The organism is Luteibacter sp. PvP120, assembly GCF_054055715.1.
In genome coordinates this window covers 40021-53095 of record NZ_JBSRXP010000008.1, presented here as the reverse complement: position 1 = coordinate 53095, position 13075 = coordinate 40021, and the positions used below count along the sequence as shown (strand labels likewise).

At 68.2% G+C, this 13075-nt stretch carries 16 protein-coding genes; 8 read left to right on the top strand and 8 right to left on the bottom strand.

The annotated features are described in order from the left end of the window. Positions 1 to 10 precede the first annotated feature (10 nt). Positions 11 to 613, top strand: coding sequence for a recombination mediator RecR (recR, locus tag ACVKN3_RS15690; protein WP_036142506.1), 603 nt, complete (start codon positions 11 to 13; stop codon positions 611 to 613). A 1-nt stretch (position 614) separates the two neighbouring features. Here the strand turns inward: recR and ACVKN3_RS15685 are convergent, their stop codons facing one another. From ACVKN3_RS15685 to ACVKN3_RS15660, 6 genes are all read right to left on the bottom strand, one after another. Then, entirely contained in the window at positions 615 to 959 is a 345-nt protein-coding gene (locus tag ACVKN3_RS15685) for a histidine triad nucleotide-binding protein (RefSeq protein ID WP_354516390.1), read from the bottom strand. Between the two features lie 97 nt (positions 960 to 1056). After that, on the bottom strand, positions 1057 to 1485 hold the full coding sequence (locus ACVKN3_RS15680; protein WP_354516388.1) for a GFA family protein: 429 nt from the start codon (positions 1483 to 1485) through the stop codon (positions 1057 to 1059). Between the two features lie 165 nt (positions 1486 to 1650). After that, complete coding sequence (locus ACVKN3_RS15675; RefSeq protein WP_354516386.1) at positions 1651 to 2247, bottom strand: Slp family lipoprotein; 597 nt, start codon at positions 2245 to 2247, stop codon at positions 1651 to 1653. 42 nt (positions 2248 to 2289) lie between these two features. Then, a complete protein-coding gene (locus tag ACVKN3_RS15670) occupies positions 2290 to 4281 on the bottom strand; it encodes a transglutaminase TgpA family protein (protein WP_354516384.1) in 1992 nt (663 codons plus the stop codon). Beyond that, positions 4278 to 5222: a DUF58 domain-containing protein gene (locus ACVKN3_RS15665; RefSeq protein ID WP_285400903.1), complete on the bottom strand. Its 945-nt coding sequence runs from the start codon at positions 5220 to 5222 to the stop codon at positions 4278 to 4280. Before ACVKN3_RS15665 ends, ACVKN3_RS15670 begins: the two co-directional genes overlap by 4 nt. 11 nt (positions 5223 to 5233) lie before the next feature. Further along, the gene (locus ACVKN3_RS15660; protein WP_354516382.1) at positions 5234 to 6175 is read right to left on the bottom strand and encodes an AAA family ATPase; all 942 of its coding nucleotides are present in this window, start codon (positions 6173 to 6175) and stop codon (positions 5234 to 5236) included. Between the two features lie 5 nt (positions 6176 to 6180). Here ACVKN3_RS15660 and ACVKN3_RS15655 point away from each other — a divergent pair, with 5 nt between their 5' ends. Then, positions 6181 to 7788, top strand: coding sequence for an ArnT family glycosyltransferase (locus tag ACVKN3_RS15655; RefSeq protein ID WP_354516380.1), 1608 nt, complete (start codon positions 6181 to 6183; stop codon positions 7786 to 7788). A 43-nt stretch (positions 7789 to 7831) separates the two neighbouring features. Here the strand turns inward: ACVKN3_RS15655 and ACVKN3_RS15650 are convergent, their stop codons facing one another. Both ACVKN3_RS15650 and ACVKN3_RS15645 read right to left on the bottom strand, forming a co-directional pair. Further along, positions 7832 to 8410 (bottom strand): Maf family protein, encoded by a 579-nt coding sequence (locus ACVKN3_RS15650; RefSeq protein WP_285400897.1) that lies wholly within the window; start codon positions 8408 to 8410, stop codon positions 7832 to 7834. A gap of 1 nt (position 8411) precedes the next feature. Further along, positions 8412 to 8858 (bottom strand): hypothetical protein, encoded by a 447-nt coding sequence (locus ACVKN3_RS15645; RefSeq protein WP_354516378.1) that lies wholly within the window; start codon positions 8856 to 8858, stop codon positions 8412 to 8414. 234 nt (positions 8859 to 9092) lie between these two features. Between ACVKN3_RS15645 and ACVKN3_RS15640 the strand changes: the two genes are divergently transcribed. The 6 genes from ACVKN3_RS15640 to acpP all read left to right on the top strand — a co-directional run bounded on the left by ACVKN3_RS15640 (position 9093) and on the right by acpP (position 13049). After that, the gene (locus tag ACVKN3_RS15640) at positions 9093 to 9530 is read left to right on the top strand and encodes a YceD family protein (RefSeq protein WP_345782875.1); all 438 of its coding nucleotides are present in this window, start codon (positions 9093 to 9095) and stop codon (positions 9528 to 9530) included. A gap of 18 nt (positions 9531 to 9548) precedes the next feature. Continuing rightward, entirely contained in the window at positions 9549 to 9743 is a 195-nt protein-coding gene (rpmF, locus tag ACVKN3_RS15635) for a 50S ribosomal protein L32 (protein ID WP_036112167.1), read from the top strand. 90 nt (positions 9744 to 9833) lie between these two features. Next, a complete protein-coding gene (locus ACVKN3_RS15630) occupies positions 9834 to 10802 on the top strand; it encodes a beta-ketoacyl-ACP synthase III (protein ID WP_036144697.1) in 969 nt (322 codons plus the stop codon). A gap of 91 nt (positions 10803 to 10893) precedes the next feature. Next, positions 10894 to 11844: an ACP S-malonyltransferase gene (fabD, locus tag ACVKN3_RS15625; RefSeq protein WP_354516375.1), complete on the top strand. Its 951-nt coding sequence runs from the start codon at positions 10894 to 10896 to the stop codon at positions 11842 to 11844. Between the two features lie 46 nt (positions 11845 to 11890). Next, positions 11891 to 12634, top strand: coding sequence for a 3-oxoacyl-ACP reductase FabG (gene fabG / locus ACVKN3_RS15620; protein ID WP_354516373.1), 744 nt, complete (start codon positions 11891 to 11893; stop codon positions 12632 to 12634). 169 nt (positions 12635 to 12803) lie between these two features. Next, the gene (gene acpP / locus ACVKN3_RS15615; RefSeq protein ID WP_285400887.1) at positions 12804 to 13049 is read left to right on the top strand and encodes an acyl carrier protein; all 246 of its coding nucleotides are present in this window, start codon (positions 12804 to 12806) and stop codon (positions 13047 to 13049) included. The last annotated feature ends 26 nt before the right edge of the window (positions 13050 to 13075 follow it).

Sequence of the window (13075 nt, the reverse complement as noted above, 5' to 3'; positions counted from 1 at the left end):
GCCTTCGGCGATGAGTAACGGGTCCCGCCTGCTGGGCGAACTGATCGACGCCCTGCGTTGCCTGCCGGGCGTCGGCGCCAAGAGCGCCCAGCGCATGGCCTTCCATCTGCTCGAACGCGAGCGGCAGGGCGGCCTGCGCCTGGCCTCGGCGCTGGAATCGGCCATGCGCGACGTGGGCAACTGCACGCGCTGCCGCAACTTCAGCGAGACGCCGGTGTGCTCCGTGTGCGCCAGTCCCACGCGCGACAAGCACGTGCTGTGCATCGTGGAGTCGCCGTCCGATCTGGCCGCCATCGAACAGGCGACGGGCTTCCGGGGCCATTACTTCGTGTTGCTGGGGCGCCTGTCGCCCCTCGACGGCCTGGGTCCGGACGAACTCGGCCTGCCGTTGCTGGTGGAGCGGCTGGGCGAGGGCGAGATCGAGGAAATGATCATCGCCACCAACCCCACCGTGGAAGGCGAGGCGACCGCGCATTACATCGGCCAACTGGCCCGTGCCGCCGGCATCCGTGCCACGCGTCTGGCCCACGGCGTGCCGTTGGGCGGCGAACTGGAGTTCGTCGATCGCGGCACGCTGGCGCACGCGTTCGGCAGCCGGCAGTCCGTCGGCTGATTCAGCCCGGCGGCCACTGCATCTGGCGCCCGGCCAGCAGGTGCACATGGATGTGGAACACCGTCTGCCCACCGTGCCCGTTCGTGTTGATCACGGTGCGATAGCCGTCCTTCGAGAAACCCTGTTCGCGCGCGTAGGCCGCGGCGGCGAGCAACAGCTTGCCGAGGACAGTCGCGTCGTCGGGTGTCGCATCGTCCAGCGTGGCGATGGCGCGCTTCGGGATGAAGAGCACATGCACCGGCGCCTGCGGGTTGAGGTCGCGGAAGGCCAGCACGTCGTCGTCTTCGTAAACGACGTCGGCGGGGATCTCGCGGCGGATGATTTTTGAAAAGATGGTTTCGGTCATGGCGCTTCTTCTGACGATGTGATTGGCGGGGATCGCGGACATCGTCCGCTCCTACCGAGGATTATGCAGGAGGGGCGATCGCGGACATCGTCCGCTCCTACACGGTGGGGATGTAGCGGAGGTGGGCGATGGGCTCGCCGGTTTTCCGGCCGTGGTCGGCGGGATGGTTGACGCCGTCCAGCACGGGGACATCCTCGAAGTCGAAGGGGCTGATACCTTCCAGGCAGGCGACGTTGATGCCGTACTGGGTGGTGTTCGACCGGCGCTGGTGGAAGGTGTAGATGCCGCACTTGGAGCAGAAGAAGTGCTTGGCCGTGCCGGTGTTGAACTGGTAGACGCTCAACGCGTCCTCGCCCTGTTCGATGGTGATGCCGTCGAGGTTGGCGGAGACGACCACGGCGCCGCGCATGCGGCAGTAGGAACAGTTGCAGCGGCGCGCGGTGCGCAGGCCGTCGGTGAGTTTCACCGTGAAGCGGACGGTGCCGCAATGGCAGGCGGCGCGGGATTCGGTGATGTCGGGGAGCATGGGAGCCTTTTTGGGTTTGGAGCATCGGGTTGTGTCCGATGCGGCGCATGGTGTCGTTCGCGGAGGTTGGGCTGAGGAGATCGCGGACATCGTCCGCTCCTACGGGGCGAGCATAAAAAAACCCGGCGCCTTGCGGCACCGGGTTTTTTTGCCGCCAGCCGGGGATCAGTGGGCGCGGGGCTGGGGCGGCGGGCGCACGATGATGGTGCGCGGGCGGTAGTAGAACGGATCACCCCATGGGCCGTAGCCGTACGGGCCGAAACCGGGGCCGAAGCCCGGACCCCAGAACGGGTCGTAGAAGCCCGGGCCGTAGGCGCGGTTGATCGGGACGCGTTTGGGCCAGAGGTAGACGACGTCGGCTTCGACACGCGGGTAGGCGTAGTCGAAATCGCCGACCTTCTGCGACACGGCGCCGTGCAGGGTGCCGGTGACAGTGATCTCGCGACCGCGGGTGAAGACTTCCGGATCGTAGAAACCGTCGCGGCAGGCGACGAAGCGACCCTGGCTGTCCGACTTGCTGGCCGTGGGGCGCGCCTCGGCGTCGAGCGGTTCCGACAGCACGAAGAAGCAGGTCTGCTGCGGGCCCGGCTCGGTCTTGATGATCTCGCCGCCCCAACGCACCTTGGCGCCGGGTGCGCCGCCCTGCTGGGCGCCGGAGGTGGACACGTTGTTGAACTGGCCCTGCAGCGGCTGGGGCACCGTGGCGCAGGCGCCGAGGGCCAGGGTCGCGGCCGCGACGGCCAGCGGTTTGAACATGGACATGAAACATCTCCCAGGGGTGCCGGGCACAGCCGGTACCATGACCTATTTGACCACGCGGCGCGTCTTTAATTCGTCCACCCCGCGCCTGAATTCGGTGACCAGTTCAGGCGGCGGTTTGTCATGGGCGTAACGCGAGCGCAAGTAGACCTCGCTCAACCTTTCCAAGGCATTTCGGTGTTCCGGCAGCGCACGGGCCGCCCGGGCCAGGAAATGCCTGGGTCCCTCGCCCGCGCGTCGGGAGACACCGGCCCTGGCGAGTTTGCGCCGCAGCCGCTGCATCGACGCATCCAGCGCATCGCCTTCACGCCGCTGGAACAGCGCCCAGCCCAGGGCACCCACCACCAGCACCGCGAAACCGACCGCGAGGACCAGGGCAAGGTCGCCCACCTCCGCACGGCGGATGCCGAACGGCTGCAGCAAACCTTGCTGACGAAGCGAATCGAAGCCGTTAACGGCCTGGTTCCACCATTGGTTGACCACATCCCAGCGATCGCGTGTGTTGCGCCACCAGGCGGCGTCGAACAGGCCCTCACCACCGCCGTCCCCTGCGGCCGCCGCCGCGGCGCCCAGGGTGACGCGTTCGGGACGCACGGCGCCGGTCGGATCGAAGCGAACCCAGCCGCGGCCCTCGATCCACAATTCGGTCCAGGCGTGCGCGTCGGCGCGGCGGACCAGGAGATAGCGGCCGAGCGAGTTCCAGTAACCGCCCTGGTAACCGGTGACGACCCGTGCCGGGATGCCTGCGGCGCGCATGAGGAAGGTGAAGGTGGAAGCGTAATGCTCGCAGTAGCCCTCGCGGGTACCGAACAGGAAATCGTCGATGCGATCGCGGCCCAGCGGCGCGGCGGCCAGCGTGTAGCGGAAGCCGCCATCGTGGAACATCGCCAGCGCCGCGCGGGCGATCGCCGGGGCATCGCCGCCGTACTGGCTCACCCACGCGGCGGCCTGGGCGCGTGCGCGGGGGCCGACGCGGTCGGGCAACTGCAACGTGGCGCGGCGGGCCAGGGGGTCCAGGGCAGCGTCGAGGCGGTAGTCGGCAACGGCACTCGCCTCGTAGTTGTAGGTCTTCTCCAGGCGCTGGTTGGCCACGGCCGTGCGATCGCCGCGCAACGTGGCGTCCGTGGGTGCGTCCGGGGGCATGTCGAGCAGGGGCAGGACACGCTCCCGCGTCGGCTCCAGGGTGACCCGGTAATGAAAACGCGGTTGGCCCTCCAGCGTGCCGGTGTCGCGGCCGCCGAACCCGGGGCTCCATGCCTGGCCGTCGAACCGTGTCATGGTGAAGGCACGGAAGTAACGTGACGACGCGATCGGCGTGGGGCCGTCGAAGGTCACCCGCATGGCGGGTGTGTCGTCGGTGAGCACCTCGGCCATGTCGCCCGGCGCCATGCGGTCGGACAGTCCCGTGGTGGCGCGGTCCATCGTCGGCGCGCCCCACAGGGGCGAGCTGAGGCGGGGAATGAACAGGAAAGCGAACAGCGCCAGCGGCACCGACACCAGCAGCGCGAGCAGTACCGGGGTGAGTTCGACGCGCCAGGACGGAACGCGCGGTCCGGCCGTTTCCAGTGCACGCAGCGTCATCATCGCGGGTACGACGCCGGCGGCCACGATGGCCGTGGCGACGATGCCCTGGTCGAACAGCAGCGCGCTCATGAGGGCGAACGCTGCGAACGCCACGCCGACACGCGCATCACGCAGGCGTTCGCTTTCCAGCAGCTTGAGCACCAGCAGGCCTACGGCGAACGCGCTGCCCGGCTCGCGGCCGAACAGGCTGCCGTAGGTGAGGATCACCAACGCCAGTAGCAGGCCGATCAGCGGCAGCTTGATCCAGCTCGGCGTGTGGCGACCGCCGCGACGGCGTTGTTGCCAGCGCGCGACCAGGATCACGGCCAGGCCGGCCGTCAGCCACCACGGCAGGTGCGGCGCATGCACGCCGAGGACGAAGGCCATGGTGAGGCACAGCAGGTCGAACGACCACGGGGTCAGCGGTGGCTCGCTGGCGGGGCGCTCGCGCAGCGACAGGCGGAAGCGGGTCATGGGCGCAGCGCCAGTGCCGTCATGCAGCGATGGTAGTGCTCGTCACCCTGGGCGATATCGAAATAGCCGTCCGGAAGCCTGAGGCTCCAGCGCCGGCCCGAGGCATGTGCTTCGTCCACCCAGCGGGCCAGTCGGGAGATGCGCGTCTCGTCGTCCAGCCCGTGCATGCTGTCCCAGTCCAGGCGCCAGTCTTCCTGCGGCGCGGGTTGCTCCATGTCCTTCACCAGCAGCGAGTGGTGGCGCGCACTCGGCTTCCAGGCGATCAGGCGGCGTGGATCGCCGGCACGGTAATCGCGCAACGATGCCAGCTCGTCGCCGGGCCGTGGTCGTCCGCGATCGGCATCGCCCTGCGGTTCGAACGGTGCCGGACCCATGCCCTCGGCGCGCGGATACACCAGCAGGGCGCGATCCGGATGGAGCCAGCTCCAGACGCGGAACATGCCCAGCGGCCAGCGGCTGTGCAGGCGCATGCGCGGCACGGCCTGCCACCCGCGAAAGGCCGTCGGCAGGCCGAATTCGACGGTGACGCTGCCGCCGGCCGGCACGACGACGACATGCTCGTGGCCTTCCACATCCAGGCGCACCGCCATGCGCTCGCGCTGCGAAGCACCAATGTCGAGGAACACGCGCAGGGTTTCGCCGGCGCGCGCGGAGCCGGCGCGCAGCCCGCCGATGGTGAGTCCGTTGAGTACGCGAAAGGCCACCAGCATGCTTCCCGCGCTCACCGATCCCACCAGGCAGGTGAGCAGGAGGGCGGCATTGTTGGCGTAGTTCAGCGCGCCGATGAGCATCACGCCGAGCAGCGCGGCGAACGCGAGGCCGAAGCCCGTGGGCAGGATGTAGATACGCCGACGGTGCAACTGGATCGGCAGCGGCTCGCGGGGGCGTAGCCGCGTGAGCGAAGGCAGGCGGCGCTCCGCCCAGGCGGTGAGTCGCTGCACCCCATCCGGCATCAGGGCACCGCGGTCTCGGCCAGGATGCTGCGGGCGATCGCCTCGCGCTGGCCGCCACGCCCCGGCACCAGTCGATGCGCCGCGATGGGCACGAACACCGCCTGCACGTCTTCGGGAATGACGTAGTCGCGCCCGCTCAGCATCGCCCAGGCGCGTGCGGCGGCGAGCAACGCCAGGCCTGCCCGCGGCGACAGGCCGACACGCACGTCGCCATGCTTGCGGCTGGCGCTGAGCAGGGCCTGCAGGTAGTCGAGCAGGGTGCCGGTGACCTTGATTGCCTGCGCCGCGGCATGCAACTGGTCGATGGCGGCGATGTCCAGTCGCGGGCGCAGGGTCGCCATCATGTCGCGGCGGTCCTCGCCGGTGAGCAGCGCGCGTTCCGCGGCCGGGTCGGGGTAGTCGAGGCTGAGGCGCAGCATGAAGCGGTCCAGCTGCGAATCGGGCAGGGGAAAGGTGCCTGCCAGGTCGATCGGATTCTGCGTGGCGACGACGAAGAACGGCCGTGGCAAGGCGTGTGTCACGCCGTCGACGGTGACCTGTCCCTCGGCCATGGCCTCGAGCAGCGCGCTTTGCGACTTGGGCGTGGCCCGGTTGATTTCGTCGGCCAGCAGCAGGCTGGTGAAGATCGGGCCGGGGTGGAAGCGGAATTCGCCGGTCTCGCGCTCGTACACGCTGACCCCGATAATGTCGGAAGGCAGGAGGTCGCTGGTGAACTGTATGCGCTGGAATTCGAGATCGAACGTGGCGGCCAGGGCGTGTGCCAGCGTGGTCTTGCCCACGCCCGGCACGTCTTCCAGCAGCAGGTGCCCGCCGGCCACCAGGCAGGTGAAGGCAAGCTTGACCTGGCGCGGCTTGCCCAGCAGCACGCCATTGACCTGGGCCAGCGCGGCGTCGAGCCGGTGGCGGAGCATTTCATCGTTGAGCGGATGCGTGGCGGACATGATCGATGCGTAAGCTCCCCGGGCGGGCCCTGTCGAAGCAGGACGGATTCAGTGTAGCGGTGCCCGCGCGATCGTGGCGAGGCGCCTTCCTGGTGCTGTTCACCGTCGTCTGCCTGGGCAAGCTCGTCATCGCATGCACCCTGTCGCCCTTTGGTGACGAAGCCTTCTACTGGCAGGAAAGCCTCGCGCCCGCCTGGGGCTATAGCGATCTTCCGCCGTTGACCGCGTGGCTGATCGCGGTGTCGGAGGCCTGCTTCGGCCACGGTCTTCTGCCGCTGCGCCTGCCGTTCCTGCTCATCGGTGCGCTGCTGCCGTGGCAGGTCGGCGCGATCGCGCGGCGCTACGGTGGCGAGCATGCGTGCTGGCAGGCGGCAACGTTCGCCCTGTGCCTGCCGTTGATCGGTTCACTCGGCGTACTGGCGCTGCCGGACGTGCCGCTGACCTTCGCCATCGTGCTCGCCACCCAGGGCCTGGTCGCGGCGCTTGAGGAAAACCGTATTCGTGACTGGGTGGTGCTCGGCGTCGGTCTGGGCATCGCCTGGGCAACCCACTACCGTGCGGCGATGCCGATGCTCGGCGGGCTGCTGTTCCTGCTGGTGACGCCCCGCGGCCGGACGCAGTGGCGGCGACCCGGGCTGTGGCTGGCCATGGCGATCGCGGCGATCGGCCTGCTGCCGCTGCTGCTCTACAACGCGGCATCACACGGCGCGGGACTGGCTTTCCAGCTGGTCGAGCGCAATCCCTGGCAGTTCCATGCCGATGCGCTGGTGCAGCCGCTGGAGCAGGCGGTGGCCTGCACGCCATTGGCCTGGGTGGTCGCGATGTGGGCACTTTGGCAGACGTGGCGCCGTCGCGACGAAGCGCCGTTCGACGTGATCTCGGTGCTGGCGGGAACCTTCGTTCTCGGCTACTTCGGACTCGGCCTGTTTGCCGATGACGTGCGGTTTCGCGCGCACTGGCCGTTGCCAGCCTACGCAATGCTGTGTGCTGGCCTGCCGCTGTTGCTGCGCGATGCGTCGCGGCGTGCCCGACGATTGACCTTCGTGGCCTTCGGCCTGGCCGCCGTGGGCCTGGCGATCGGCCTCGGTTACCTGGCGCTGGCCGCGTCGCCCTCCGGTGCCCGTGCGCTTTCCGGGGTGAAGGCGTTTCCGTCCAACTTCACCGGCTGGCGCGAATCGTCCGCGGCCGTGGCGCCCTTCCTGCACGAGCATCCCGACGCCATCCTGGTGGCGGACAATTTCATGCTGGCGGCGGAACTGCGTTTCGCGCTCGGTCGCGACCGCACCGTCTACAGCCTGGACAGTCCGCTCAACATCAAGCATGGCCGTGCGCCGCAACTGGCCGACTGGGGCCTGGACGAAAAGGGGTTGGCCGCGCATGCGGGTACGCCGCTGCTGCTGGTCGTGGACGAAACCGCGCTGCGCGAGCGGGAGCGGCGCGCGTGGCTGGGTTCGCTGTGCACGCGCGTTGCGATGGGCGACGCGGTCGCGCGGCGCGATCTGTTCGACGGGCGCCGCCGCTTCGCGTTGTATCGGGCGACCGTGCCCGCGCACGGGCCGGTCGACACCGATGCCTGCATGGTGTGGCAGGCCGCGGCCCGCGCCGGCGGTTGATGGCACGCGTCGGGAAGGTCGCGCAGCTTCGGCGACGGCGCCGTCAGGGCAGGGCGATTCCCGCCGCGCGCAGCAGTCGCGCCGTGGCGATCAGGGGCAGGCCCACGAGCGCGGTCGGATCGTCATTGGCGATGCGTTCGAACAGCGCGATGCCCAGGCCTTCGCACTTGAAGCTGCCCGCGCAGTCGAGCGGTTGCTCGCGGGCCACGTAGCGTTCGATGGTGTCGGCGGTCAGCGTGCGGAACGTGACCCGTGTCTCGTCGATATGGGTGAGCGCCTTGCCGGTCGCGTCGATCACGCAGACGGCGGTATGGAACACCACGTCCCGGCCGGAACTGGCCGCCAGCTGCTGCTGCGCTTTGTCGGCACTGCCGGGTTTGTCCAGCACCGTGCCGTCCAGGTCGGCCACCTGGTCCGAACCGATCACGACGGCACCGGGGCGCTGGTCGGCCACGGCGCGTGCCTTGGCCTCGGCCAGCCGTGCCGCGCGTGTCGCAGGCGCTTCGCCGGGATGCGCCGCTTCGTCGGTGCCCGGCGCGGCCTGGTCGAAATGATCGAGCAGTCGGCGCAGCATCGCCGCGCGATAGCGCGAGGTGGAGGCAAGCACGACGGGGGAAGGCATGTCAGAAGTCCTTGTGGATGTGTTCGCGAACCGCGGTGTCCAGCGCCGCGTGGGCGTCGTCCAGCGCGCGCAGCCGCGGTTCCAGCTGGTGCCTGGCCCGGACCAGGGCCGCGACGGCATCGTCCAGCTCCCGCTGACTGGCCTCGGCGCCGCGGTCGCGAATCCACAGGCGCTGCCGGAGCAGGGCGCGCAGGCCCGAGTCCACTGCCTGCTGGGCTTCGACCTCGCCCGCGGCAGGCACATCGGGGCTGACCGACATGACGGCGTGCGCGCGCTGGAGGCGGTCGCGGCAATCCTTCAGGTCGGCTTCCAGCCGGTCGGCGTTGTCCATCAGGCTTTGCAGGGCGCCGTGCCGGCGGTGGACGCGCTGGTGCCGCAGTACCCAGGCGCAGCCACCGATGGCTAGCGCTGCGACGACGGCAAGTGCATAATAAGCAAAGGAAAACACGCGACCTCTTTCGCCCCGGCGGGCATCCGCGCCGCCTGGGGCAGCCAGTGGGAAGTCTGCACGAAAGCCGTACATCGGCGCAAAACCGTGGTTCTCGCGCCCCGCATCGTCTAACCGGTTGACTTCAAGGGTGTTGATGCCTACCATTTCCCGATTATGTCCGTGACTTTGCCATCGTCCGTGGACGCCTGGCGCGAAGTTCGTGCGCGGCGTTCGTTCCAGGGTCAGCTTCCCGTGTCGGCGTTCACCCGCCTCGGTGAGGTCATTGCGTCCACCGAAGGTGACGTAACCTACGAACTGGACTTCGGCACCGACGACTTCGGCAGCAAATACGTAGCCGTGCGTGCAACAGCGCCGTTGACCCTGATCTGTCAGCGCTCGCTCGAGCCCTTCGTGCTGACGGTCGAAGTCGATACACGTCTCGGGCTGATCGTGCATGAGAACGAGGAAGCCGGGCTTCCTCCGGGGTACGAGGCCTTGCTGGTCGAAGAAGACGGCAAGCTCGATCCCCGTGCCACGATCGAAGATGAACTGCTGTTGGTGCTGCCCCTGGTTCCGGTCAACCCGGACTACGAGTTGCCCGACGACATGCTTGGAGCCGGCGAGGAAGAAGAACCCTCGCAGGATAAAACCGATAACCCGTTCGCGGCACTCCGCGGACTCATCAAGTAATTTCGCTGGAGATTAGCCATGGCCGTTGCCAAGAGCCGCAAGACCCCTTCCACCCGCGGCATGCGTCGTTCGCACGATGCGCTCACGACCGTGCAGCTGTCGACCGACCCGACCAGCGGTGAAGTCCACCTGCGTCACCACGTGACCAAGGACGGCTTCTACCGTGGCAAGAAGGTCATCGACACCCGCGGCGCGGTTGAAGTCGAAGACTGATCCGCTCCCCCTGGGGGCGATCGGAACGCAGGCGGCGCGGCAACGCGCCGTTTTGCGTTGCAGGACATACATAACGATGGGGATACGGATCTGAAATACGCCCGCATCATCGGTACCGGCAGTGCGCTTCCCGAGAAAGTGCTGACCAATGCCGATCTCGAAAAAATCGTCGATACAAGCGACGAATGGATTCGCACCCGCACGGGTATCACCGAGCGCCACATCGCTGCGGATGGTGAAACCACCGGCGACCTGGCCTTCCTCGCCGCGCAACGCGCGCTCGAGGCCGCCGGCGTCAAGGCGGCGGACATCGACCTGATCGTGCTCGGCACCACCACGCCCGACCTCATCTTTCCGTCCACGGCCTGCCTGGTCCAGCATCGGCTGGGCGCGAACGGCTGCGCCGCGTTCGACGTCAACGCGGCGTGCTCGGGCTTCGTCTACGCGCTGGGCGTGGCCAACGCGTTCATCCGCAGCGGCCAGGCGAAAAGGGCCCTGGTGATCGGTGCCGAAACGCTCACGCGCATGGTCGACTGGACGGAGCGCGAAAGCTGCGTCCTCTTCGGCGACGGCGCGGGTGCCGTGGTGCTCGACGCGTCCGACGAGCCGGGCATCTACACCACGCGCATGCGCGCCGACGGCGGGTTCAAGCACCTGCTGTTCAATCCCGTGGGCGTGTCCGCCGGCTTCACCGATGGCCCCAACCACGGCGTGCGTATCACCATGCTGGGCCGCGAGGTCTTCAAGGTGGCCGTCAAGACCCTGGATGCCCTGGTCGGCGAGACGCTGGCCGATGCCGGCATGACCGAGGACGAAGTGGACTGGCTGATTCCCCACCAGGCCAACCTGCGCATCATCGAGGCGACGGCCAAGCGCCTGAACATGTCGATGGACCGCGTCATCGTGACCGTCGACAAGCATGCCAACACCTCGTCCGGTTCGGTGCCGCTCGCGCTCGACTACGCCATTCGCTCCGGCAAGGTGAAGCGGGGGCAGAACCTGCTGCTGGAAGCGTTCGGCGGCGGCTTCACCTGGGCATCGGCGCTGCTGCGCTACTGACGGGCGGGGCGTCACCACACGCCCGCGAATGGTGCATTCCTCCCCGGGTTGCTGGCACCATTCGCGGTTTGACGCTCCGGAAACCCCATCGATGACCGCCACCCGCGCCTCGCTCGCCTTCGTCTTCCCCGGTCAGGGATCGCAGTCGATCGGCATGCTCGCCGACCTCGCCGCCGCGCATCCCGACGTTCGCGCCACGTTCGACGAGGCGTCGGCCGGCGCGGGGGTGGACCTGTGGCAGATCAGCCAGGAAGGTCCGGAAGAAAGTCTCAACCGCACCGAGAACACCCAGCCGGCGCTGCTGGCCGCCAGCGTCGCCCTCTGGCGTGTCTGGGTGAAGCAGGGTGGCGCCATGCCGGCCTTGCTGTCGGGTCACAGCCTGGGCGAGTACAGCGCGTTGGTCGCCGCGGGCGCCGTGTCGCTCACGGATGCCGCCGCACTGGTCGCGGAGCGGGGCAGGTTGATGCAGGCGGCCGTGCCCGCCGGTGTCGGTGCCATGGCCGCCATCCTCGGTGGCGACGATGCCCAGATCGCCCAGGTCTGCGCGGAGGTGGCCCAGGACCAGGTGGTGGCCCCGGCCAATTTCAATTCGCCCGGCCAGCTTGTCATCGCCGGCCATGCCGACGCGGTGGATCGCGCGTTGGCGCGGCTGGCCGAACTGGGCGTGAAGAAGACCGTCAAGCTGGCCGTGTCGGTGCCGTCGCATTGCATGCTCATGCGCGACGCGGCGGATCGCCTGGGCGAACGGATGGCCGACCTGGACTGGCGCATGCCGGTCATTCCGGTGGTGCAGAATGCCGACGCCGCCGTACACATCTCCGTCGAGGCCATCCGCGGCGCCCTGATGCGCCAGCTTTACCTTCCCGTCCGCTGGACCGAATGCGTCCAGGCGCTGGCCGCCGCAGGCGTCACCCAGGCGCTCGAATGCGGGCCGGGCAAGGTGCTGGCGGGGTTGATCAAGCGCATCGACAAGTCGGTGGACGCCCGGCCGCTCGGCACGCCGGCCGATCTGGATGCCGCGCTGGCCGCCGCACAGGCCTGACCCCGTTCCCTCATCCCTCTCCTCCCAGGTACGACAGGACATTCCCATGACCCAGACCCTCAAGGGCGAAGTCGCCCTCGTCACCGGTGCCAGCCGGGGCATCGGCGCGGCCATTGCCGACCTTCTCGCTGCGCAGGGCGCCACCGTGTTCGGCACGGCGACCAGCGAAGCGGGTGCGCAGGCCATCGGCGAGCGCCTGAAGCCCCACGGCGGCCATGGCCGCGTGCTGGACGTCACCGATCCGGCGGCCATCGAGGCGCTGGTCGAGGCCATCGGCAAGGAGGCCGGCACGGTCTCCGTCCTGGTGAACAACGCCGGTATCACCCGCGACCAGCTGCTCATGCGCATGAAGGAGGAGGACTGGAGCGCGATCATCGATACCAACCTCACCTCGGTGTTCCGCACCTCCAAGGCAGTGATGCGCGGCATGATGAAGGCACGCAAGGGCCGCATCATCAGCATCGCGTCCGTCGTGGGCCTGACGGGCAACCCCGGGCAGACCAACTACGCCGCCGCCAAGGCCGGCATCATCGCGTTTTCCAAATCGCTGGCCCGCGAGATCGGCTCGCGTGGCATCACCGTCAACGTCGTCGCACCGGGCTTCATCGATACGGACATGACGCGTGCCCTGCCGGACGAGCAGCGTGCCGGCCTCCTGGCCGGGATCGCCCTGGGGCACCTGGGCGACGCCGACGATATCGCCCAGGCCGTGGCCTTCCTGGCCTCGCCGGCGGCTCGCTACATCACCGGCGAGACGCTCCATGTCAACGGCGGTATGTACATGCCTTGACGATCGTCGTCGGCGGCAGTCGCCACCGGCACGTTTTTGAGAGACAATCGCTGTTTCGCGCCTGGCCCAGAAAAGTCGGGCGTTATCTACGTGGCGGCGTTGTGTTGGCGGGCTCCGGCCTTAGCGACTACAATGCCGCCGAATTTTTCCCTCGGGAGGTAAAGGCAACATGAGCACCAACGAAGAGCGTGTCAAGAAGATCGTCGTAGAGCAGCTTGGCGTTAAGGAAGACGAAGTCACCAACAACGCTTCGTTCGTAGACGATCTCGGCGCCGACTCGCTCGACACCGTCGAGCTCGTGATGGCTCTCGAAGAAGAGTTCGAGTGCGAGATCCCGGACGAAGAAGCTGAAAAGATCACGACCGTCCAGCAGGCTATCGACTACGTCACGAACCACGCTCCCAGCAAGTCCTGAGAAGGACACCCCGGCGGCGGTTTGTC

What these genes read in the sequence shown, in the direction of transcription:
- recR (WP_036142506.1), top strand. Translation starts at nt 11, where the DNA reads ATGAGTAACGGGTCCCGCCTGCTGGGCGAACTGATCGACGCCCTGCGT.
- ACVKN3_RS15685 (WP_354516390.1), bottom strand. Translation starts at nt 959, where the DNA reads ATGACCGAAACCATCTTTTCAAAAATCATCCGCCGCGAGATCCCCGCC.
- ACVKN3_RS15680 (WP_354516388.1), bottom strand. Translation starts at nt 1,485, where the DNA reads ATGCTCCCCGACATCACCGAATCCCGCGCCGCCTGCCATTGCGGCACC.
- ACVKN3_RS15675 (WP_354516386.1), bottom strand. Translation starts at nt 2,247, where the DNA reads ATGTCCATGTTCAAACCGCTGGCCGTCGCGGCCGCGACCCTGGCCCTC.
- ACVKN3_RS15670 (WP_354516384.1), bottom strand. Translation starts at nt 4,281, where the DNA reads ATGACCCGCTTCCGCCTGTCGCTGCGCGAGCGCCCCGCCAGCGAGCCA.
- ACVKN3_RS15660 (WP_354516382.1), bottom strand. Translation starts at nt 6,175, where the DNA reads ATGTCCGCCACGCATCCGCTCAACGATGAAATGCTCCGCCACCGGCTC.
- ACVKN3_RS15655 (WP_354516380.1), top strand. Translation starts at nt 6,181, where the DNA reads ATGCGTAAGCTCCCCGGGCGGGCCCTGTCGAAGCAGGACGGATTCAGT.
- ACVKN3_RS15650 (WP_285400897.1), bottom strand. Translation starts at nt 8,410, where the DNA reads ATGCCTTCCCCCGTCGTGCTTGCCTCCACCTCGCGCTATCGCGCGGCG.
- rpmF (WP_036112167.1), top strand. Translation starts at nt 9,549, where the DNA reads ATGGCCGTTGCCAAGAGCCGCAAGACCCCTTCCACCCGCGGCATGCGT.
- fabD (WP_354516375.1), top strand. Translation starts at nt 10,894, where the DNA reads ATGACCGCCACCCGCGCCTCGCTCGCCTTCGTCTTCCCCGGTCAGGGA.
- fabG (WP_354516373.1), top strand. Translation starts at nt 11,891, where the DNA reads ATGACCCAGACCCTCAAGGGCGAAGTCGCCCTCGTCACCGGTGCCAGC.
- acpP (WP_285400887.1), top strand. Translation starts at nt 12,804, where the DNA reads ATGAGCACCAACGAAGAGCGTGTCAAGAAGATCGTCGTAGAGCAGCTT.